This window comes from Streptomyces sp. NPDC005551 (assembly GCF_042871785.1).
Lineage (GTDB): Bacteria > Actinomycetota > Actinomycetes > Streptomycetales > Streptomycetaceae > Streptomyces.
The window spans coordinates 40,300-61,023 of sequence record NZ_JBIAJE010000001.1 but is presented as its reverse complement, the minus strand read 5'-3'; the positions used below and the strand labels follow the sequence as shown (position 1 = coordinate 61,023).

17 protein-coding genes are annotated in these 20,724 nt (G+C 72.3%); 6 read left to right on the top strand and 11 right to left on the bottom strand.

The features are described 5' to 3' along the window. Nucleotides 1-459: 459 nt before the first annotated feature. The gene (locus tag ACFYP4_RS00240) at nucleotides 460-1,863 is read right to left on the bottom strand and encodes a diaminobutyrate--2-oxoglutarate transaminase family protein (RefSeq protein ID WP_358851452.1); all 1,404 of its coding nucleotides are present in this window, start codon (nucleotides 1,861-1,863) and stop codon (nucleotides 460-462) included. 365 nt (nucleotides 1,864-2,228) lie between these two features. On the opposite strand from ACFYP4_RS00240, the gene ACFYP4_RS00235 reads away from it, so the two are divergent. Both ACFYP4_RS00235 and ACFYP4_RS00230 read left to right on the top strand, forming a co-directional pair. Then, a complete protein-coding gene (locus ACFYP4_RS00235; protein WP_358851451.1) occupies nucleotides 2,229-3,458 on the top strand; it encodes a hypothetical protein in 1,230 nt (409 codons plus the stop codon). A 54-nt stretch (nucleotides 3,459-3,512) separates the two neighbouring features. Beyond that, nucleotides 3,513-4,712, top strand: a complete 1,200-nt coding sequence (locus ACFYP4_RS00230; RefSeq protein WP_388781257.1) for a trypsin-like serine peptidase — start codon at nucleotides 3,513-3,515, stop codon at nucleotides 4,710-4,712. 121 nt (nucleotides 4,713-4,833) lie between these two features. Here the strand turns inward: ACFYP4_RS00230 and hflX are convergent, their stop codons facing one another. From hflX to miaA, 6 genes are all read right to left on the bottom strand, one after another. After that, nucleotides 4,834-6,330 carry a GTPase HflX gene (gene hflX / locus ACFYP4_RS00225; RefSeq protein WP_358851449.1) on the bottom strand — a complete coding sequence of 499 codons (1,497 nt, stop codon included), beginning with the start codon at nucleotides 6,328-6,330 and terminating at the stop codon, nucleotides 4,834-4,836. Nucleotides 6,331-6,498: 168 nt separating this feature from the next. Then, complete coding sequence (locus ACFYP4_RS00220; protein ID WP_358851448.1) at nucleotides 6,499-7,983, bottom strand: M1 family metallopeptidase; 1,485 nt, start codon at nucleotides 7,981-7,983, stop codon at nucleotides 6,499-6,501. An 82-nt stretch (nucleotides 7,984-8,065) separates the two neighbouring features. Next, entirely contained in the window at nucleotides 8,066-10,246 is a 2,181-nt protein-coding gene (locus ACFYP4_RS00215; protein ID WP_358851447.1) for an HD domain-containing protein, read from the bottom strand. Nucleotides 10,247-10,463: 217 nt separating this feature from the next. Continuing rightward, nucleotides 10,464-11,357: a diaminopimelate epimerase gene (gene dapF / locus ACFYP4_RS00210; RefSeq protein ID WP_388781253.1), complete on the bottom strand. Its 894-nt coding sequence runs from the start codon at nucleotides 11,355-11,357 to the stop codon at nucleotides 10,464-10,466. A 66-nt stretch (nucleotides 11,358-11,423) separates the two neighbouring features. Beyond that, nucleotides 11,424-11,963: a hypothetical protein gene (locus tag ACFYP4_RS00205; protein WP_388782630.1), complete on the bottom strand. Its 540-nt coding sequence runs from the start codon at nucleotides 11,961-11,963 to the stop codon at nucleotides 11,424-11,426. Nucleotides 11,964-12,070: 107 nt separating this feature from the next. Next, nucleotides 12,071-13,009, bottom strand: coding sequence for a tRNA (adenosine(37)-N6)-dimethylallyltransferase MiaA (miaA, locus tag ACFYP4_RS00200; RefSeq protein ID WP_358851445.1), 939 nt, complete (start codon nucleotides 13,007-13,009; stop codon nucleotides 12,071-12,073). Nucleotides 13,010-13,190: 181 nt separating this feature from the next. Between miaA and ACFYP4_RS00195 the strand changes: the two genes are divergently transcribed. Further along, on the top strand, nucleotides 13,191-13,445 hold the full coding sequence (locus ACFYP4_RS00195; protein ID WP_358851444.1) for a hypothetical protein: 255 nt from the start codon (nucleotides 13,191-13,193) through the stop codon (nucleotides 13,443-13,445). Beyond that, nucleotides 13,417-13,737, top strand: a complete 321-nt coding sequence (locus tag ACFYP4_RS00190) for an Rv0909 family putative TA system antitoxin (protein ID WP_358851443.1) — start codon at nucleotides 13,417-13,419, stop codon at nucleotides 13,735-13,737. The genes ACFYP4_RS00195 and ACFYP4_RS00190 overlap by 29 nt, the downstream gene beginning before the upstream one ends. A 146-nt stretch (nucleotides 13,738-13,883) precedes the next feature. Here the strand turns inward: ACFYP4_RS00190 and ACFYP4_RS00185 are convergent, their stop codons facing one another. Then, the gene (locus ACFYP4_RS00185) at nucleotides 13,884-14,603 is read right to left on the bottom strand and encodes a class III extradiol dioxygenase subunit B-like domain-containing protein (RefSeq protein ID WP_388781248.1); all 720 of its coding nucleotides are present in this window, start codon (nucleotides 14,601-14,603) and stop codon (nucleotides 13,884-13,886) included. Between the two features lie 161 nt (nucleotides 14,604-14,764). Continuing rightward, nucleotides 14,765-16,291, bottom strand: a complete 1,527-nt coding sequence (gene miaB / locus ACFYP4_RS00180) for a tRNA (N6-isopentenyl adenosine(37)-C2)-methylthiotransferase MiaB (RefSeq protein WP_358851441.1) — start codon at nucleotides 16,289-16,291, stop codon at nucleotides 14,765-14,767. A 161-nt stretch (nucleotides 16,292-16,452) separates the two neighbouring features. Between miaB and ACFYP4_RS00175 the strand changes: the two genes are divergently transcribed. Further along, a complete protein-coding gene (locus ACFYP4_RS00175; protein ID WP_358851440.1) occupies nucleotides 16,453-17,451 on the top strand; it encodes a TAXI family TRAP transporter solute-binding subunit in 999 nt (332 codons plus the stop codon). 45 nt (nucleotides 17,452-17,496) lie between these two features. Here the strand turns inward: ACFYP4_RS00175 and ACFYP4_RS00170 are convergent, their stop codons facing one another. Both ACFYP4_RS00170 and ACFYP4_RS00165 read right to left on the bottom strand, forming a co-directional pair. Further along, nucleotides 17,497-18,906, bottom strand: coding sequence for a HAMP domain-containing sensor histidine kinase (locus ACFYP4_RS00170; protein WP_358851439.1), 1,410 nt, complete (start codon nucleotides 18,904-18,906; stop codon nucleotides 17,497-17,499). A 9-nt stretch (nucleotides 18,907-18,915) separates the two neighbouring features. After that, nucleotides 18,916-19,602 carry a response regulator transcription factor gene (locus ACFYP4_RS00165; RefSeq protein ID WP_358851438.1) on the bottom strand — a complete coding sequence of 229 codons (687 nt, stop codon included), beginning with the start codon at nucleotides 19,600-19,602 and terminating at the stop codon, nucleotides 18,916-18,918. Between the two features lie 284 nt (nucleotides 19,603-19,886). On the opposite strand from ACFYP4_RS00165, the gene ACFYP4_RS00160 reads away from it, so the two are divergent. Beyond that, nucleotides 19,887-20,663: an amino acid ABC transporter ATP-binding protein gene (locus ACFYP4_RS00160; protein ID WP_388781243.1), complete on the top strand. Its 777-nt coding sequence runs from the start codon at nucleotides 19,887-19,889 to the stop codon at nucleotides 20,661-20,663. Nucleotides 20,664-20,724: the final 61 nt, after the last annotated feature.

Here is a 20,724-nt window from a genome sequence, read left to right as displayed (position 1 = left end):
GGCGTTCCTTGCGGGGTCCGGGGTGGTACTGGGCAAATGCGTCGGGGCTGGTCCGTCGGGTGTCTGTCGGGGTGTACGTCGAGGACGGGGCGGGGCTCCGGGGCGTGCGCGGGGATGTGCGGGGCTGGGTGATGGGGCGGCGAGGGCGGCGTCGCGGCGGGCCGAGTCGGGCGTGGCGGATGCCCGGTCTCCGGTCGTCGGCCGGCGGCGAGGGTCCGCGGGCGGTCGACGGGTGGCGCGCGGCGGTCCCGCGTCATCGGTCACCACCGGGGACGGGGTCGGCCACACTCACCGCCGACTGCCCGACTGACCGACTGACCGCCCGACCGCCGCCGGCCACCGACCGCCGCGGACGGACACCGGACTGGACGGAAACCGGACTCCCACCCCCGCCTCCGCCCCCGTAGTCCCCGGCACAGCCCTGCGGGATCACCGCCACCTCCGCACCGTCCCGGAGCCCTACCCGTCTCCCGCGCCAGGCCCCCGCTCGTCCGGTCTCGCGTCCGGAACCTCCCGCGCCACCGCCGCCACCGCGTCCGCCAGCCGTTCCAGTACGGCGTTCGCCTGTTCGTCGGTGATCGTCAGGGGTGGGAGCAGGCGGACGACGCTGTCCCGGCGTCCGCAGAGTTCGACGATCAGACCGCGCCGCAGGCACTCCCGCCGAACCGCGGCGGCCAGGCCGGGTGCGGCGGGCGGCGGGTCCGTGCCGGCGCCGTCCGGGTGCACCAGCTCCAGGCCGATCATCAGTCCCCGGCCGCGTACGTCCCCGATGCAGGCGAACTCCGCGGACAGTGAACGGAGTTGTGCGAGCATGCGGGCCCCCAGAGCGGCGGCACGCTCGGCGAGGCGGTTCTCGCGCACGTGGCGGAGGGTCGCCGTGCCCGCGGCCATGGCGAGCTGGTTCCCGCGGAACGTGCCCGCGTGGGTGCCGGATTCCCCCACGTCGAGTTCGTCGCGGTAGACGACGACGGCCAGTGGGAGACTGCCGCCGATGGCCTTGGACAGCACCATCACGTCGGGCGTGACGCGGCTGTGCTCGACGGCCCAGAAGGCGCCGGTGCGGCCGACCCCCGTCTGGACCTCGTCGGCGATCAGCGGGATGGACCGGGCCCGGGTGATCACCCGCATGCGCCGCATCCAGTCGTCCGGCGCGGGGATCACCCCGCCCTCGCCCTGGACCGGTTCGAGGATCATGCCGGCGGGGTGCGGCACACCCGACGTGACGTCGTCCAGGACCGACTCGGTCCAGCGGGCCGCGAGCCCGGCCCCGCGGTCACCGCCGACCCCGAAGGGACAGCGGTAGTCCTGCGGGTACGGCAGCCGCGTCACCGGTACTTCCGGCGCGCCCCCGGACGCTTCGAGCGCCCCCGCGGTCATCCCGTGGCAGGCGCCGGTGAAGGCCAGCATCGCGGTGCGCCCGGTCGCGGCGCGCACCAGCCTGAACGCGGCCTCGACGGCGTCCGTGCCGGCCGGGCCGCAGAACCGCACCCGGGCCCGCTCGGCGAACGCGGGCGGCAGCGTGCGGAACAGCTCGGTCGTGAAGGCGTCCTTGACGGGGGTGGCGAGGTCGAGGGCGTGCAGCGGCGCCCCCGAGTCGAGGACGCTCCTGATCGCCTCGAGGACCACCGGGTGGTTGTGCCCGAGAGCCAGGGCCCCGGCACCGGAGACACAGTCGAGATACCGCCGTCCGTCGGCACCCTCGATGGTCAGCCCGCGTGCGCGGACGGGCACGATCGGCAGGGCGCGCGCGTAGGTGCGCGCCGCGGACTCGCGCGCCGACTGGCGCCGCAGAATTCCCTCGTGCGCCGCGTGCGCCTCCCCCGACCCGCTCTCCTCCCGTACCCTCGCTGGCTCACGCCCCATCACCGCAGACTTCGTCCCGGCCACGACTACAGGTCCTCCCGCTGCTCAGAGGCGAGTTGGCGGGGGTTTCCGAACGCAGGCGGCAGGTCCCCCGTACGTACCAACGACGAGGCAGGCACGGGGAAGCGGGTGAGGTGAAGATCCTTGCCGTGACGGAACCGTTGCCGTTCCGTCGGAACTCCCCCACAGCGACCGCATAGTGTGTGGTGCCGCTCAGAAGTGCGGGCGGGTCACCGGCCCGGCCGCCCGATCGGCACCGCCCGGCCCCTGCCGAAGGGGTCCGGACCGGCGGGTCCGTACGGAACCGGGTACGGCCGCCGCCGAGGCAGCGCAGACATTTCTCACGTCCAGGGGGAGTTCACACCATGCGATCCATACGCCCGCCCTTCACCGCTCGCCGAGGGGGGAGCACGCGCCGCAGAACCTCCCCCGTCCTGGTCGCCGTCGGCCTCACCGCGACGCTCGCGCTCACCGCCACCGGGTGCGGTTCGGGCGACGAGCAGACGAACGCCGAGGCGTCCGCCTCCGCGGCCGGGAGCGGCGACGGCAAGGTCAAGATTCCGCAGGGCGTCAAGGACAAGCTCAAAGAGCACGGCTTCGACATCGACAAGTGGAAGGACGGCGCCTGGAAGAACTGGGACAGGGACGACTGGTTGCGCGAGGCGGACGAATTCGTCAATCCCATCATCAAGGACCTGTGGGACCCGGACCGGATGCGTGACGCGGACGACCCGGACCAGGACAAGGGCGTCGACGAGAACGACATCTCCGGCGACCAGGGCGTCACCGACGCGACCCCGGCTCCCGTACCCGCCCGGTCCGTGCAGGCCGCCTACCACGAGCGCGTGCCCGAGGCCGGCAAGGTGTTCTTCGACTCCCCCGAGGGCACGATGGTCTGCTCGGCGACCGTGGTGAAGGACCCGGCCCACCCGGGCAAGTCGAACATGGTGTGGACGGCGGGCCACTGCGTGCACGCGGGCAAGAAGGGCGGCTGGTACCGCAACATCGCCTTCGTGCCGGCCTACAACAACGCCGGCAAGAACGCGTCCCAGTTGCAGAACGCCGCCAAGGCGGAGATCGCTCCCTACGGCGTGTGGTGGAGCGACTGGGCGCAGACCTCGGACCAGTGGATCGAGCAGGGCGGTGCCACGGGCGGCGAGGGCGCGCCGTACGACTTCGCCGTGCTGCACGTGACCCCGGAGAAGGGCGGCGACGGCAAGTCCCTGGAGGAGACGGTCGGTTCGGCCCTTCCGGTGGACTTCAACGCGCCGGCCGTACCGGAGGTGTCGAGCATCACCGCGACCGGCTACCCGGCGGCGGCGCCGTACGACGGGCAGAAGCTGTTCCAGTGCACGGACGAGCCGGGGCGGCTGTCGATCGTGAAGTCCGACCCGACGATGTACCGCATCGGCTGCACCATGACCGGCGGTTCGTCCGGCGGCGGCTGGGTGGCGAAGGGGGCGGACGGCAAGCCCGCGCTGGTCTCCAACACCTCGATCGGTCCGGTGAGTTCGGGCTGGCTGGCGGGCCCGCACCTGGGGGCCGAGGCCAAGGGTGTGTACGACTCGGTCAGCGGGAAGTTCGCCGGGCAGTGACCCGCCCGACAGTGACCCGCCCGGCATAATCTCTTCAACGGGGGTTCCCACCACATGCGTTCCATACGTACGTCCGTCGCAGCCCGGCGCGGCAGACCCGGCGTTCTCGTGGCCGCGGGAATCGTCGCGGCCCTGTCGCTCACCGCCACCGCCTGCGGCTCGGGCGACGACAGTGCGAGCGACAAGCCCGCGGCCGGCACGTCCCGGGGGGCGGGCGAGGACGAGGCCCGGATTCCCGGCGACCTCGCCGACCGCCTTAAGGAGCACGGCATCGACGTCGACCGGTGGCGGGACGGCGGCTGGAAGAACTGGGACAAGGACAAGTGGCTCAGTGACGCCAAGGACTTCGTCAACCCGGTGATCAAGGGGCTGTGGAAGCCGGAGCGGATGAAGTCCGCCGAGGACCCGGACAGGACGATCGCGGTGAAGGACGCGTCCGCCGGCCAGGGCGTCAGCGACCCCGCCCCGGACCCGGTCCGGGCCGAGCCGGAGAAGACCCCGTACCACCGGTACGCGGCCCCGGTCGGCAAGGTCTTCTTCGACTCGCCCAAGGGTTCGATGGTCTGCTCCGGCACGGTCGTCAAGGACGTCAACCACCCGGGCAGGTCCAACCTGGTGTGGACCGCCGGCCACTGCGTGCACGCGGGCGGCAGCGGCGGCTGGTACCGCAACATCGCCTTCGTCCCGTCCTACAACGACCTGGACAAGTCCGAGGCGCGGCTGAGCAATGCCACCGCCGCGGAGATGGCACCGTACGGCCAGTGGTGGGCCGACTGGGCCTCGACCTCCCGCGAGTGGATCTCCGGCGGTGACGAGACGGGCGGGGCCGGCGCCCCGTACGACTACGCCGTGCTGCACGTGAAGCCGGAGCGGGGCGCCAAGTCCCTGGAGGAGACGGTCGGCAACGCGCTGGACGTGGACTTCTCCGCGCCCTCCGCGCGGAGTGCCGGCGCCATGGGTGCCTGGGGCTACCCCGCCGCGCCGCCGTACAACGGTCTGAGCATGTTCAAGTGCGTCGACCGGCCGGGGCGGCTCTCGCTCAGCCCGGGTCTGCCGACGATGTACCGCATCGGCTGCACGATGACGGGCGGCTCGTCCGGCGGCGGCTGGTTCCGTGTCGTCGACGGCAGGACCAAGCTGGTGTCGAACACGTCGATCGGTCCGTCCGACCACACCTGGCTCGCCGGACCGCAGCTCGGTGCGGGCGCCGAGGCGCTCTACCGGAGCATGAGCAGGAAGTACGGCGGCCGGTAGGCACGGCGGCGCTCCGCCACGGCACACGGCGAAGGCCCGCCCCCTGCGAGGGGAGCGGGCCTTCGGCCGTCGTACGGTCCGGCTCATCGCCGGTCCTGCGCCTGCGGTGCGGCGGGCGGGATCAGGCGAGCGGCGCGGGGACGTACGGCGCGAGATCCGCCGCCAGTTCCTCGTGCACCCGCGCCTTGAGCAGTGTGCCCTCCGGGGTGTGCTCCTCGGAGATGACGTCGCCCTCGTCGTGCGCCCGGGCGATCAGCTGGCCCTGCGTGTACGGCACGAGCGCCTCGATCTCGACCGAGGGACGCGGCAGCTCGTTGTCGATGAGCGCGCGCAGCTCGGCGATGCCACGGCCGGTGCGGGCGGAGATCGCGATGGACCGCTTCTCGATCCGCATCAGCCGCTGAAGGACCAGCGGGTCGGCGGCGTCCGCCTTGTTGATCACCACGATCTCGGGCACCTTCGTGGCACCCACGTCGCGGATGACCTCGCGCACGGCGGCCAGCTGCTCCTCCGGAGCCGGATGCGAACCGTCCACCACGTGCAGGATCAGGTCGGAGTCGCCGACCTCCTCCATCGTGGAGCGGAACGCCTCGACCAGGTGGTGCGGCAGGTGCCGGACAAAACCGACCGTGTCGGCCAGCGTGTACAGCCGGCCGCTCGGGGTCTCGGCCCGGCGGACGGTCGGGTCGAGGGTCGCGAACAGCGCGTTCTCGACGAGCACGCCCGCGCCCGTGAGGCGGTTGAGCAGCGAGGACTTGCCCGCGTTGGTGTAGCCCGCGATGGCGACCGAGGGCACCTTGTGACGCCGGCGCTCCTGACGCTTGATCTCGCGGCCGGTCTTCATGTCCGCGATCTCACGGCGCATCTTCGCCATCTTCTCGCGGATCCGCCGCCGGTCCGTCTCGATCTTGGTCTCACCGGGACCACGGGTGGCGAGGCCGCCGCCCTTGCCGCCGCCCATCTGACGGGACAGCGACTGACCCCAGCCGCGCAGTCGCGGCAGCATGTACTGCATCTGCGCGAGCGCGACCTGCGCCTTGCCCTCTCGGGACTTGGCGTGCTGGGCGAAGATGTCCAGGATCAGGGCGGTCCGGTCGATCACCTTGACCTTGACGACGTCCTCGAGGTGGATCAGCTGGCCGGGGCTCAGCTCACCGTCGCAGATCACGGTGTCGGCGCCGGTCTCCAGGACGATGTCCCGCAGCTCGTTGGCCTTGCCGGATCCGATGTATGTGGCCGCGTCGGGCTTGTCGCGGCGCTGCACGACGCCGTCGAGCACGAGCGCTCCCGCGGTCTCCGCGAGGGCGGCCAGCTCGGCCAGCGAATTCTCCGCGTCGGTCATGCTGCCCGTGGTCCACACCCCGACGAGTACGACGCGCTCCAGGCGGAGCTGCCGGTACTCGACCTCGGTGACGTCCTCGAGCTCGGTGGACAGACCCGCGACACGGCGCAGGGCGGCCCGCTCGGAGCGGTCGAACTGCTCGCCGTCCCGCTCTCCGTCGATCTCGTGGCTCCAGGCGACGTCCTCTTCCATCAGGGCATCGGCCCGAAGACCTTCGGGGTAGTTCTGCGCCGCGACGCTCTGCGCGTCCTGGGAAGGGGAAGAAGAGGAGGTCATTGGATCCTTACGTCGATGGGAATGCGGTGCGGCGACGGACGTCGCCCGTCATGATGGACAACGCCCGGGGGCGCCGGGAGATTCCCGGCGTCCGCCGCACGGGCCCCGGGAGGCCGTGCCGCCGACCAGAAAGATGGTCGCACGGCACGCCCCGTCTCGTCACGCGAGTTAACCCTTGCCTCCGCGCGCCTTGGAGGCGTCGCTCTTCCAGTCCGGGTGCCCCGGCATGGGCGGAGTCCTCTTCTCGTGGAGCCACGCCTTGAAGAACCCGGTCAGATCCCGCCCGGACAGGGTCGACGCGAGGTCCACGAAGTCGGCCGTCGTCGCCGTACCGTCCTGGTGGAGGGCCACCCAGGTCCGCTCCAGGCGCTCGAAGGCCGGGCGTCCGATCTTCTGCCTGAGCGCGTACAGCACCAGCGCGGCGCCGTCGTAGACGTTGGGCCGGAAGATGCTGGTCTTCTGACCCGGATCGGGCGCCTTGGGCGCGGCGGGCGGCCCGCCGGTGGCCCGCCAGGTGTCGGAGGCGCGGTAGGCCGCCTTCATCCGCGTCTCCATGCGCCGCCCGGCCTTCTCCTCCGCGTACAGGGCCTCGTACCACGTGGCGTGCCCCTCGTTGAGCCACAGGTCGGACCAGGTGCGCGGGCTGACGCTGTCGCCGAACCACTGGTGGGACAGCTCGTGGACCATGACCGACTCGACGAGCCACTTCGGGTACGCGGGTTCGGTGAAGATGTCCTTCTCGAACAGGGAGAGGGTCTGGGTCTCCAGCTCGAAACCGGTCTGCGCATCGGCCATCAGCAGCCCGTACGTCTCGAAGGGGTACCGGCCGGCCTTCTCCTCCATCCAGGCGATCTGGCCCGGCGTCTTCGCGAGCCACGGTTCCAGGCGGTCCCGGTCCTTGGTGGGCACGACGTCGCGGACGGGGAGCCCGTGCGGGCCGCCGCGGTGCACCACCGTGGAGCGCCCGATGGACACCTGGGCCAGTTCGGTGGCCATGGGGTGCTCGGTGCGGTACGTCCAGGTGGTGGCGCCGGCCCGCCGGTCCGTACCCGCGGGCAGTCCGTTGGCGACCGCCGTGTACCCCTCGGGCGCGGTCACACGGATGGTGAACATCGCCTTGTCGAAGGGGTGGTCGTTGCACGGGAAGACCAGGTGGGCGGCGTCGGCCTGGTTGGCCATGGCGAGGCCGTCCCCGGTCCGCACCCAGCCGCCGTCCCGGCCCGCGGCGGGCACCGGGTCGCTGGTGTGCCGCACGGTGACCCGCAGGGCGGTGCCGGCCGGGACCGGTGCCTGCGGGGTGACCACCAGGTCCTCGCCCGCGCTCGTGAACGTCGCCGGTACGCCGTTCACCTCGACCTTCCGCACGGTGCCGTGCGCGAAGTCGAGGTTGATCCGCTCCAGCGGGCTCGTGGTCCGGGCGGCGACGGTGGTGACGGCGGTGAGCGGCTTGTCGTTCGCGCCGGCGTAGGTGAAGTCGAGGTCGTACGACGTGACGTCGTAGCCGGGGTTGCCCAGGTGCGGGAAGAGGCGGTCGCCGACGCCGAGCGGGACGGCCGGTGAGGGGGCGCTCGCGGCGAGGAGGCAGACGGACACGGCGGAGGCGAGCAGCGCCGTCGTGACGCGTCGCCTCCCGGGGCGGGGGGTGAGCAGCATGAACCACCGCTACCAGCGCGCACCCCTTCCGCGGGGACGGCGCGCACCGGGCCCACCCGAACGGGGACACGGCCTAGGGCGGTCACCGCGCGGCGGCCGCCTGGTGCTGCGCGCGGTTGACGTCGAAGACGCCGGGCACGTCCCGCATGGCCCGCATCAGGGCGGGGAGGTGTGCGGCGTCCGGGAGTTGGAGGGTGTACGTGTGCCGTACCCGTTGCTGGCTCGGCGGTTCGACGGTGGCCGAGACGATGGCGACGCCCTCCAGGGCGATGGCTTCGGTGAGGTCGGCGAGCAGATGGGGCCGCCCGAAGGACTCGGCGACGAGCGTGACGCGGCACTCGGTGGTGTCGCCCCAGCGCACGCCGACCTCCGCGCGCCCCACGCCCTTCATGCGCTCCACGGCGGGGCATTCGAGCCGGTGGACGGTCACCACTCCCCCGCGTACGGCGAAGCCGGTCACCTCGTCGGGCGGCACGGGCGTGCAGCAGCCGGCGAGGCGTACGGACGCGCCGGGCTGGTCGACGACGGCGTTGGCGGTGCCCGGGCGCGCGGGGGGCCCTTCGGCGGCGGGCCTCGGGGCCGCGGCGGGGGCCTCGGGGGTCTGCGTGGCGCGCGGTGCGGGGTGAGCGGCGATCCAGCGCTGGATGGCGATGCGGGCGGCGGGCGTGTGCGCGTGCTCCAGCCACTCCCGGGAGGGCTCGGAGGCGGCGTCCTGGCCCATCAGCAACTGCACGGTGTCACCGTCCCGCAGGACCGTGCTCAGCGTCGCCAGACGGCCGTTGACGCGCGCGCCGATGCAGGCGTGCGCGTCCTCGCCGTACTGGGCGTAGGCGGCGTCCACGCAACTGGCGCCCTCGGGCAGGCCCAGCGAGCCGCCGTCGGCCCGGAAGACGGTGATCTCGCGGTCCTGGGCGAGGTCCTCGCGCAGCGTGGACCAGAACGTGTCGGTGTCGGTGGCGGCTTCCTGCCAGTCGAGCAGGCGGGAGAGCCAGCCCGGCCGGGTGGGGTCGGCGCGCTCGCCGTCGAAGGAGCGCTCTCCGGCGCCGTCCGTCTGCTCGTCGGCGGGGGTGGCGTAGGGGTTGCCGAGGGCGATGACTCCGGCCTCGGCCACCTTGTGCATCTGGTGGGTGCGGATGAGGACTTCGGCGATCTCGCCGTCCCCGCGGGCGACCGCCGTGTGCAGCGACTGGTACAGGTTGAACTTCGGTACGGCGATGAAGTCCTTGAACTCCGAGACCACCGGGGTGAGGCAGGTGTGCAGCTCGCCGAGGACGCCGTAGCAGTCGGCGTCCTCGTTGACGAGTACCAGGAGCCGCCCGAAGTCGGAGCCGCGCATCCGCCCGCGCTTGCGCGACACCCGGTGCACGGAGACGAAGTGCCGTGGCCGGATGACGACTTCGGCCGGGATCCCCGCCTCGCGCAGGACGGTGCGCACCTCCTCGGCGATGTCCCCGAGCGGGTCGTCGCCGTGGGCCGCGTTGCCGTCGATCAGTTCCCTGGTGTGCTCGTACTCCTCGGGGTGCAGGATCGAGAAGACGAGGTCCTCCAGCTCGGTCTTGAGCGCCTGCACGCCGAGCCGTTCGGCGAGCGGGATGAGCACGTCCCGGGTCACCTTGGCGATGCGTTCCTGTTTCTCGGGCCGCATGACGCCCAGGGTGCGCATGTTGTGCAGCCGGTCGGCGAGTTTGATCGACATCACCCGGACGTCGTTGCCGGTGGCGACGAGCATCTTGCGGAACGTCTCGGGCTCGGCGGCGGCCCCGTAGTCGACCTTCTCCAGTTTGGTGACGCCGTCGACGAGGTAACAGACCTCCTCGCCGAACTCGGCGCGCACCTGATCGAGCGTCACGTCCGTGTCCTCGACGGTGTCGTGGAGCAGGGAGGCGGTCAACGTCGTGGTCTCCGCGCCCAGTTCGGCGAGGATGAGGGTGACCGCGAGCGGGTGCGTGATGTAGGGCTCGCCGCTCTTGCGCATCTGGCCGCGGTGCGAGGACTCGGCGAGCACGTACGCCCGGCGCAGCGGTTCCAGGTCGGCGTCGGGGTGGTGGGCGCGGTGGGCCTCGGCCACGTGGCCGATCGCGTCGGGCAGCCGGTCCCGGGCCGCGGGTCCGAGCAGTGCGGCCCGGCCCAGGCGGCGCAGGTCGATCCGCGGACGGCCCTTCCTGCGGTGTGCCGGGGCCACCTCCCGCCCGAGCGGCAGCGCGGGCTCGGGGGACGGCTGCGCTGGGCCTGGCGTCGCGGGATTCGTCGCCTCCGCACTCATGGGCACCTCCGGCTGCGTAGACCGGTGGACGGGGTGCCCCAGGGCGTACACGGCTCAGGGGCTGATGTCGTTCCCCCGTCCGGGCCGGTGCTTGATGCTACCGAGCCCACCACGCCCGGCTGACCGCCTCCCGCCGAGCGTGAAACGGATCACCCATTCGAGCGAAGGTTTCCGGGTTTACGGTTCGGGTCTTCGCGAACCGGGACGGCACGGCCGGTCAGGCGCGCCCGGCGCCGAACCACTCCGCGTCGATCTCTCCCTCGGCGACGATCACCGCGGGGCCCGTCATCTCAATCTCGCCGTCCGGGCGCTCGGTGATCACGAGCGTGCCGCCGGGCACGTCCACGGTGTAGGTCACCGGGGTGCCGGTCCCGGCCGGGTCGGCGCCGTCCCGGCGGGCGGCGGCGACGGCCACGGCGCAGGCGCCGGTGCCGCAGGACCGGGTCTCGCCCGCGCCGCGCTCGTGCACGCGCACGGCGACGTGCCGGGGGCCGCGGTCGACGACGAACTCCACGTTCACCCCGTCCGGGTAGGCGGACGCCGGGCTGAAGGGCGGCGGGGTGAACAGGTCGCCGGCGTGGGCGAGATCGTCCACGAAGGCGACCGCGTGCGGGTTGCCCATGTTCACGTGGCGCGCGGGCCAGCTGCGCTCGCCGACGCTCACGGTGACGTCGCCCGCGGGGAACACGGCTCTGCCCATGCCGACGGTGATGTCACCCGCGGCGGAGCCGCCGGAGGATCCGGCCTTGGCGATGTGGACGCTCTTCACGCCGCCGCGTGTGGCGACCGCGAGGTCCCCCTCGGTCACCAGTCCGGCCCGCTGGAGGTAGCGGGCGAACACGCGCACGCCGTTGCCGCACATCTCGGCGACGGATCCGTCGCCGTTGCGGTAGTCCATGAACCACTCCGCCTCGGCCGCCATCTCCCGGGCCTCGGGGTGCGCGGCGGACCGGACGACGTGCAGCAGACCGTCACCGCCGATGCCCGCGCGGCGGTCGCACAGGGCGGCGACGGCGGCCGGGGGCAGGTCGAGTGCGTTCTCCGGGTCCGGGAGGATCACGAAGTCGTTCTCGGTCCCGTGCCCCTTGAGGAAGGCGATCCGCGTGCTCATCCCTCGATCGTACGGGGTGCGTACGATCGACGGCGGGCGACGGTCCACGGGACGGAACCGACCCGGTCAGCGCAGTCGGGCCACGCGCCACACGGCGAGCACCGCCACCGCGGCGACGACGACCACGTACGCGATGACCACGCGCCAGTCGGGCCGCCGTCCGGAGCCGCGCTGCGGCAGGCCGGGCCAGGTGTGGCCGACCCGGCGGGCGGCCATCATGCCCCAGCCGGCGGAGCAGGCGCAGATCAGCAGGCCGAGCATGGCGACCACGGCGCCGCCGTCACCGAACTCGAAGGCGAGCGGGAACGCGAACATCAGCGAGCCGACGGCCGCCAGCGCCACGATGGGCGCGAGCTGCCAGATCCGCAGCCGGCGCTGCGGGCGCAGCTCGACCACCTCGACCTCGGCCTGGGCGGACAGCTCGTCCGGGGTCGGTCCGTCGGCGGTCACCCCGTCCGGGGTGTCCTCGGGCCCGTCGGCGCTCAGACGCTCCGCGTCCGGTTCGGCGCTCAGGCCCGCTCCGTCCGGACCGATGCCCGGACGGGGTCCGTCCGGATCGGCGTCGTGCTCAGCGTCACGTGCGGTGTCACGAGGGCCGGCCTCCATCGCCACGCGCCCTCCCAACTCGGACTTCACTGGTCGATCGAAGCTCGATGATGGCACGGCGCCGGAGGCCGGGATGACGGCCTGAGCGTCCCGATGCCATGACGTGATCAGGCTGTGACCGGTCGTTCGAGCAACGCCAGTGCGAGCCCGGGGAGTTCTGTGAGATCCGCCGCAGCCCCACTGAGCCAGTGCACCCGGGGGTCGCGTCTGAACCAGGAATCCTGGCGGCGCGCGAAGCGTTTGGTGGCGCGCACGGTCTCGGCACGTGCCGCGTCCTCGGTGCACTCCCCCGCGAGCATGGCGAGTACCTGCTGGTAGCCGAGCGCCCGGGACGCCGTACGCCCCTCGCGCAACCCCTGCGCCTCAAGTGCGCGCACCTCGTCGACGAGCCCCGCGTCCCACATCCGGTCCACCCGGCGGGCGATGCGCTCGTCGAGTTCGGGACGGGCGACGTCGACGCCGATCTGGACGGTGTCGTAGACGGAGTCGTGGCCCGGCAGGTTGGCGGTGAAGGGCTTGCCGGTGATCTCGATGACCTCGAGGGCGCGGACGATCCGGCGGCCGTTGCTGGGCAGGATCGCCTGGGCGGCGCCGGGGTCGGCGGCGGCCAGCCGGGCGTGCAGCGCGCCGGAGCCGCGGAGCGTCAGTTCCTCCTCGAGCCGGGCGCGCACGTCGGGGTCGGTGCCGGGGAACTCCAGGTGGTCGACCGCCCCGCGGACGTACAGCCCGGAGCCGCCCACGAGGACCGGCCAGCGGCCCTCGGCGAGCAGTGCGTCGATGCGGGCGCGGGCGAGCCGCTGGTACTCGGCGACGCTCGCGGTGACCGTCACGTCCCAGATGTCCAGGAGGTGGTGCGGGACGTCACCGCGCTCCGCGCGCGTCAGTTTGGCGGTGCCGATGTCCATCCCTCGGTAGAGCTGCATGGAGTCGGCGTTGACGACCTCACCGCCGAGGCGCTGGGCCAGGAAGACGCCGAGATCGGACTTTCCTGCCGCGGTGGGGCCGACGACGGCGATGACGCGGGGGGCGGGGGGTGCGCTGCTCACGGCCCCAGTCTCGCAAACCCCGGGACCACTCCTCGAACGAGTTACGTGACGCCACCGGTCCGGGGTCGTTGCTGTTGCGTGGTTTCAGCCGCCGATTTCGGGAGCCGGTTGCCCGGGCGGCGCGAACAGGCACACCGGTCAGCGCGGGATTTCCCCCGCACGAGTAGCGCATGGAGTGAATATGGGCGTTTTTGCACGACTTCTCCGGAGGTCGAAGGCCGCGGAGGAGACGTCGGCCGTCGCGGCGGCCGGCACGGTGACGGCCGGAGCCGACGCGGACCAGGCGGGCGGGGCGAAGGAATCGCCCGGGACCGGGGGCGGGGCCGCTCCGGAGGAGCCCTCGGAGGCCACCGCGTCCGAGGGCGTGGAGATCCCCAAGCAGCAGTCCGCGGACGAGGCCGCCGACAGTGAGGCCGGCGAGGGCGCCCGCAAGTGACCGCCCCCGCGCGAGGAGGCGGACCACGGGTCTTCCGGACGAGCTGAGATCCGGGCTCGTCCCGGCCGGGGACAAGGTCCCGGACCTCGCGGACCAGCACGGGGACACGATCCGGCCCGGTCCGGGCAAGACCGCGAGAGTGGGCGGCGGGAAGACCGGGGGCGAGTACGGCGACCGGATCCGGACGGGTACGGGCCAGGCCCAGGACGCCGTGTTCCGGCTCGCGCACCGGGACGAGCGCGGGGCGACGCCTCCGCCGGACAAGGCGCCCGCGCCCCCTCCGGCTTCCTGAAACTCGGCGCATCGGCGGACGGCCGCGGAGCACTGCGGGCTCCCGGCCGTCCGCCGCGCCGCGAGCCGTCCCACCGCGCCGGGGGCACCGCCTCTGGCCCATCCGCCTCCGCCGGGACACACGAACGCGCGGCCTCGTCCGTCCCGTCAGGACCAGGCGGCGACCAGGTATCCCACCCCGTAGGGGGCGTCGTCGTACAGGAGGGCGCCGCCCAGGCCCGCCTCCTCGGCCGCGCCCGCGAGGACCTGCCAGGGTGCGCGCCCGGACGCCTTGAGCTCGTACGCGAGCTCGGCGTCCAGCGTCCTGAGGGCCGCCACGTCGGCCGTGGCCAGCGCGCGGGCGACCTCCGCGTCGAAGCCCGCCGCGCGCTCGTCGAGGTAGCCCGGCGCCTTGAGGGTCCGGCACGCGCTGCCGTCGCCCATGACCAGCAGCGCCACCCGGTCCGCCCGGGCACCGATGTCCCGCCCGGCCTCGAAGCACCGCTCGGCCGCCAGCGGTTCCCCCACGCCGAGGCCTTCCAGCGGAGCGTCCGTCCAGCCCGTGCGGTCCAGCAGCCAGGCGGCTACGGCGAGCGACGGCGGCAGCTCCCGGTCCGGCCCGCCCGGGCCCGGCCCGCCTCCCCCGAGGCGCACGTGGAGGTCCACACCGAATCCGCTGAAGGATCCCGGCGTACCGGCCGGATACGGCCCGCGCGCGCTCCGCCCGGCCGGTCCGACGACGACGAGCAGATCGGGGCGCGCGGCGGCGAGTACGCCCAGCGCGTCCGTGCACGCGGCGCGCGCGGCGTCCAGCTCGGGTGCCGCGCCCGAGGCGACCGGGGGCACCAGCAGCGGCGGGCAGGGGCAGACGGCGGCGGCAACAAGCATGATCGGCAGCGTACGCCTTCAGTGACCGGTGGGCGCCGGGTCCCGTAGGGGCCGTGTGCGCCGAGTCCCGCGTGTGTGCCGGCGTCGGCCGGACTGTGCTCGGGGCGGGGAGCGGCGCCCGGTGTACCGTCCGCCCCTCCTCCGTCCTTCCTTCGTCCCCGTCAGTGGCGGGTGCACCCGCTGCCCGTGGCCACCGGCAGCGGAGCCGGAACGCCGATCTGCGGCAGGCCCAGCAGCACGCCCGCCGGCTTGGCGGCCGCGGCGGCGCTGCGCTTCTCCCAGGCGTCCCCCGAGCGCGTGCGCCGGACGTCCAGGACGGCGCCCTCGGCGAGCAGGTGGTGCGGGGCGGCGTACGTGATCTCGACGGTGACCACGTCACCGGGGCGCACGTCCTGGTCGGGCTTGGTGAAGTGCACCAGGCGGTTGTCGGGGGCGCGGCCGGAGAGGCGGTGCGTGGCCCCGTCCTTGCGGCCCTCGCCCTCGGCGACCATCAGCTCCAGGGTGCGGCCGACCTGCTTCTTGTTCTCGTCCCAGGAGATCTCCTCCTGGAGGGCGACGAGGCGCTCGTAGCGCGCCTGGACGACCTCCTTGGGGATCTGCCCCTCCATGGTGGCCGCCGGAGTGCCGGGACGCTTGGAGTACTGGAAGGTGAAGGCCTGCGCGAAGCGGGCCTCGCGCACCGCGTGCAGGGTCTGCTCGAAGTCCTCCTCGGTCTCGCCGGGGAAGCCCACGATGATGTCGGTGGTGATCGCCGCGTGCGGGATGGCGGCGCGCACCTTGCCGATGATCCCGAGGAAGCGCTCCTGCCGGTACGAGCGGCGCATCGCCTTCAGGACCGTGTCCGAGCCGGACTGCATCGGCATGTGCAGCTGCGGCATCACGTTCGGCGTCTCGGCCATGGCCGCGATGACGTCGTCGGTGAAGTCCCGCGGGTGCGGCGAGGTGAAACGCACGCGCTCCAGACCGTCGATCTTCCCGCAGGCCCGCAGCAGCTTGCTGAACGCCTCACGGTCGCCGATGTCGGAGCCGTAGGCGTTCACGTTCTGCCCGAGGAGCGTGATCTCGGAGACGCCCTCGGCGACCAGCGCCTCGATCTCCGCGAGGATGTCGCCGGTGCGGCGGTCCTTCTCCTTGCCGCGCAGCGCCGGGACGATGCAGAAGGTGCAGGTGTTGTTGCATCCGACGGAGATCGACACCCACGCGGCGTACGCGCTCTCGCGGCGGGTCGGCAGCGTGGACGGGAACGCCTCCAGCGACTCGGCGATCTCGACCTGGGCCTCCTCCTGGACGCGGGCGCGCTCCAGCAGGACGGGCAGCTTGCCGATGTTGTGCGTGCCGAAGACGACGTCCACCCAGGGCGCCTTCTTCACGATGGTGTCGCGGTCCTTCTGGGCGAGACAGCCGCCGACGGCGATCTGCATCCCGGGGCGCTTCGTCTTCATCGGGGCGAGGCGGCCGAGGTTGCCGTAGAGCCGGTTGTCGGCGTTCTCACGGACCGCGCAGGTGTTGAAGACGACGACGTCCGCGTCACCGTCGGAGCCCTCGGGCGCCCGGACGTACCCGGCGCCCTCCAGCAGTCCGGCGAGCCGCTCGGAGTCGTGGACGTTCATCTGGCACCCGTAGGTGCGTACTTCGTAGGTCTTCGATTCCTGAACGTCCACTGCCTGGCTCCGGTCGCTGCTGCTCATGTGACAAGGGTAGGCGGTGCCCGGAGTGCCTCCGGTCCGGCTGCGTCCCGGCGGCCGTCGGGCCGGGGTGACCGCGGCCCGCCGGGGCTCGTCCGGGCTGCGCGGGGGCGGACCGGGCCGGCTCTGGCCACCACGGCGTCCGGGCTGGCAGGATCGCGCGCATGTTCCAGGCACTCGCGCGTACCGGCAGACGGCCCGCCCTGCTCGGCTCGGCGGCCGCTCTCGTGACCCTCGGGCTGCTGCTGTGGTGGCTGCTCCCGCTGGGCGAGGAGTCGCCGGGCGGGCAGATCGACTTCAGCACGGGAACACCGACCGGGGTCTACCAGACGTACGGGGACCTCCTCCGGCAGGCCGCCGCCAAGGACATGCCCGACCTGGAGGTGACCCTGCGGAACAGCGACGGGTCGCAGGACAACGTGGAGCGGGTAGCGAGGGGTGAGGCCGACTTCAGCATCGCCGCGGCCGACGCGGTGCAGACGTACCTCGACCGGAAGGGCAGGGGCGCGTCGAAGCTGCGCGGCTGCGCCCGGCTCTACGACGACTACGTGCACCTGGTGGTCCCCCTGCGCTCGTCCGTGCAGTCGGTGGCGGACCTGAAGGGCAAGCGGGTGGCGGTGGGACCGGACGGTTCCGGCGTGCGGCTCATCGCGGACCATGTGCTGGAGGCGGCCGGCCTCGATCCCCGCAAGGACATCGAGCCGCTGCCGTACGGCATAAAGACCATGCCCCAGCAGCTCAGGCAGCACCGGATCGATGCCTTCTTCTGGTCCGGGGGGCTTCCGACGAGCGCGGTGGAGACGCTGTCGCGCCACTTCGCCATCAAGCTGGTCCCGCTGGAGGACGACGTCATCGAGGCACTGCAGGCTCAGAAGAGCCCGTCACGCCACTACCGGGCCGCCGTCCTGCCCGCCACGGCCTACCCGAAGGCCCAGCGGGGCTCCCCGGTGCAGACGGTGGCGGTGGCGAACCTCCTCATCACCCGGGAGGACATGGACACGGAGCTCACCGAGGAACTGACCCGCGTCGTGATCGACAGCCGTGACTCCATCGGTCTGGAGGTGCACGCGGCACAGCTGGTGGACCTGCGCACGGCCCTGTACACCGACCCGCTCGAACTGCACGAGGGAGCACAGCGCTACTACCGCTCGGTGAAGCCGTAGCCCTCTGCCGCCCGGTGAAGCCGTAGGGCTCCGGAAACCCGGCCGTCAGGAGGCCGGTCGGGTCCGCGGCACCGTCACCGTCACCTGGAGCCCGTGCGGCTCGTGACGGGCGTACGCGATCGAGCCGCCGCCCGCAGACAGCAGCGCCCGCGAGATGGACAGGCCGAGGCCCGAGCCCTTGATGTTCTGATGCCCGGCGCTGCGCCAGAAGCGGTCTCCGACGCGGGCCAGTTCCTCGTCGGTCAGACCCGGGCCGGCGTCGGTGACGGTCACCTGCGACGTCCTGCCGTTCGACTCCACCACCACCTCGACGTCCGCGCCCTCGGGGGTGAACTTCAGCGCGTTGTCGATCACCGCGTCCAGGGCGCTGGACAGGGCGATCGGGTCGGCCCAGGCGGTGGTGGCCGGGCAGGTGCCGGTCAGCCGCACCCCCTTGCTGTCGGCGACCGGCCCCCAGGCCGCCACCCGCTCGGCCGCCAGCTCCCCGATGTCCGTGAGGCACAGGTCGGCCTCGGCGTGCTCGGCGAGCGCCAGGTCGAGCAGATCGTCCAGCACCTGGGCCAGGCGCTTGCCCTCGGTGCGGACCGAGGCGATCTCCTCATTGCCCTCGGGCAGTTCGAGAGCGAGCAGCTCGATGCGCAGCAGCAACGCCGAGAGCGGGTTGCGCAGTTGGTGCGAGGCGTCGGCGACGAAGGCCCGCTGCTGCTCCAGGACGTCCTCGACGTTGTCCGCCATCTCGTTGAACGACCGTGCCAGGCGCCGGAGTTCCGGCGGCCCCCCGGCCGCCGCGACCCGGGACTTCAGCCGTCCGGTGGCGATGTCGTGGGTGGTGGCGTCCAGGATCCGCACGGGCTTGAGGACCCAGCCGGTCAGACGCAGCGCGGCGCCGAGGGCGAGGAGCATGGCGGCGATCTCGCCCGCGCCGATCAGCAGCCAGCCGCGCAGCGTCCTCGAACGCAGCTGTCCGGTGGGCGAGTCGGTGACGACGACCGCGATGACGTCGCCGTCCCGGATGACGGGGGACGCGACGACGAGCCGGCGTCGCTGCCAGGGCCAGACCTGCTCGGGGTCGTGACTGCGGCGTCCGAGGAACGCCTCGTCGAACGCGTCGCGGCCCTCGCCCTCCTCGGGCACGTACCAGCTGTCGGGGGCGTTGGCCATGGGCGCTACGTCGTTGCGGTAGAAGACGCCCGCCTTGATGCCGTACACGTCGTTGTACGTTCTGAGTTCTCTGACCAGGATCTCTCGGCGCTCGTCGTAGGAGACGACCCGGGAGCCGGTGGGGCGGTCGGTCACGAACTGCGCGAGGGCCGCGAAACGGGCGGTGTCGTCGATGCGGTCGACGACCACCTTCTGCTGCTGGGCGGCCGCCACACTCACGGCCAGCGGGATGCCGAGCGCGAGCAGCACGGCGGCCATCAGGACGATGAGCAGCGGGAGCAGGCGAGTGCGCACTCGTGCACGCTACGACGCGGGAGCGACGAGCCGGTAGCCGACTCCGCGCACGGTCTCGATCAGCGCCGGCATGCGCAGCTTGGCGCGGAGGGAGGCGACGTGCACCTCCAGGGTGCGCCCGGTCCCCTCCCAGCTGGTGCGCCACACCTCGCTGATGATCTGCTCGCGGCGGAACACCACTCCGGGGCGCTGGGCCAGCAGCGCGAGCAGGTCGAACTCCTTGCGGGTCAGCTGGACGACCGAGCCGTCCACGCTCACCTGGCGGGTGGGGAGTTCGATGCGTACGGCGCCGAGGCGCAGGGCGCTCTCGCCGGCGGCCGAGGCGTCCTCGGGGACGGTGCGCCGGGCGACCGCGTGGATACGGGCCAGCAGTTCACCGGTGTCGTACGGCTTGACGACGTAGTCGTCGGCGCCGAGGTTGAGCCCGTGGATCCGGGACCGTACGTCGGCACGGGCGGTGACCATGATCACCGGGGTGCTGGTCCGCTTGCGGATCTTGCCGCAGACCTCGTAGCCGTCCTGGTCGGGCAGGCCGAGGTCGAGCAGGACCACGCCGAATCCGGGGCCCTCCGGGACCAGCGCCTGCAGGGCCTCCTCACCGCTGCGGGCGTGCGTGACGAGGAAGCCGTGCCGTGCCAGGACTGCGGACAGGGCGGCGGCGACGTGGTTGTCGTCCTCGACGAGGAGCAGTCTCATCTTCCGGCCCCCTCCGGTTCATCGGTCGTACGGTCTCAGCTCGGTCGGTGGGCACACGCGTGTGCACCCTGGCAGTCACGCCGATGGACATCGACGACGTCAAGGGAGTTCCGGTCGTGCGAGGCTTCCGTTACCCAGCCGGTACGCGCTCCGCCTGCCGCCGTCACTCCTGGTGTCCGGACGCTACCGGATCGTTATGCTCAATTTCCCCTCAGATGTAATGACGCTGGTCGCGCGGGGTCACTACTGTCCACCGAAACCGAGGAGGACGGAGCCCCAGAGCGATGACCGAAGTATCGGTGGCCAAGGACGCCGTGGCCGGGACCGACGACCTGGTCGTCCTGAAGAGCGTCAACAAGCACTTCGGCGCGTTGCACGTGCTCCAGGACATCGACCTGACGATCGCCCGTGGCGAGGTCGTCGTGGTCATCGGGCCCTCCGGGTCCGGGAAGTCCACCCTGTGCCGCACCATCAACCGCCTGGAGACGATCGACTCGGGCGACATCGCGATCGACGGCAAGCCGCTGCCCCAGGAGGGCAAGGCGCTCGCCCGGCTGCGTGCCGACGTGGGCATGGTCTTCCAGTCCTTCAACCTCTTCGCGCACAAGACCGTGCTCGAGAACGTGATGCTGGGTCAGATCAAGGTCCGCAAGGCCGACAGGAAGGTCGCCGAGGAGAAGGCCCGCGGGCTGCTCGACCGCGTCGGCGTGGGCACGCAGGCCGACAAGTACCCCGCCCAGCTCTCCGGCGGCCAGCAGCAGCGGGTCGCGATCGCACGGGCGCTGGCGATGGACCCGAAGGTCATGCTCTTCGACGAGCCGACCTCGGCACTCGACCCCGAGATGATCAACGAGGTCCTGGAGGTCATGCAGCAGCTCGCGCGGGACGGCATGACCATGGTCGTCGTCACCCACGAGATGGGCTTCGCTCGTTCGGCTGCCAACCGAGTGGTGTTCATGGCCGACAGCCGCATCGTCGAAGAGGCTGTGCCGGACCAGTTCTTCAGCAACCCCCGCAGCGACCGGGCCAAGGACTTCCTGTCGAAGATCCTGCACCACTGACGGCCCGCATCTTCCCGTCACCGACGGCCCGCATCTCTTCATCACTCAAAGGATGTTCCAC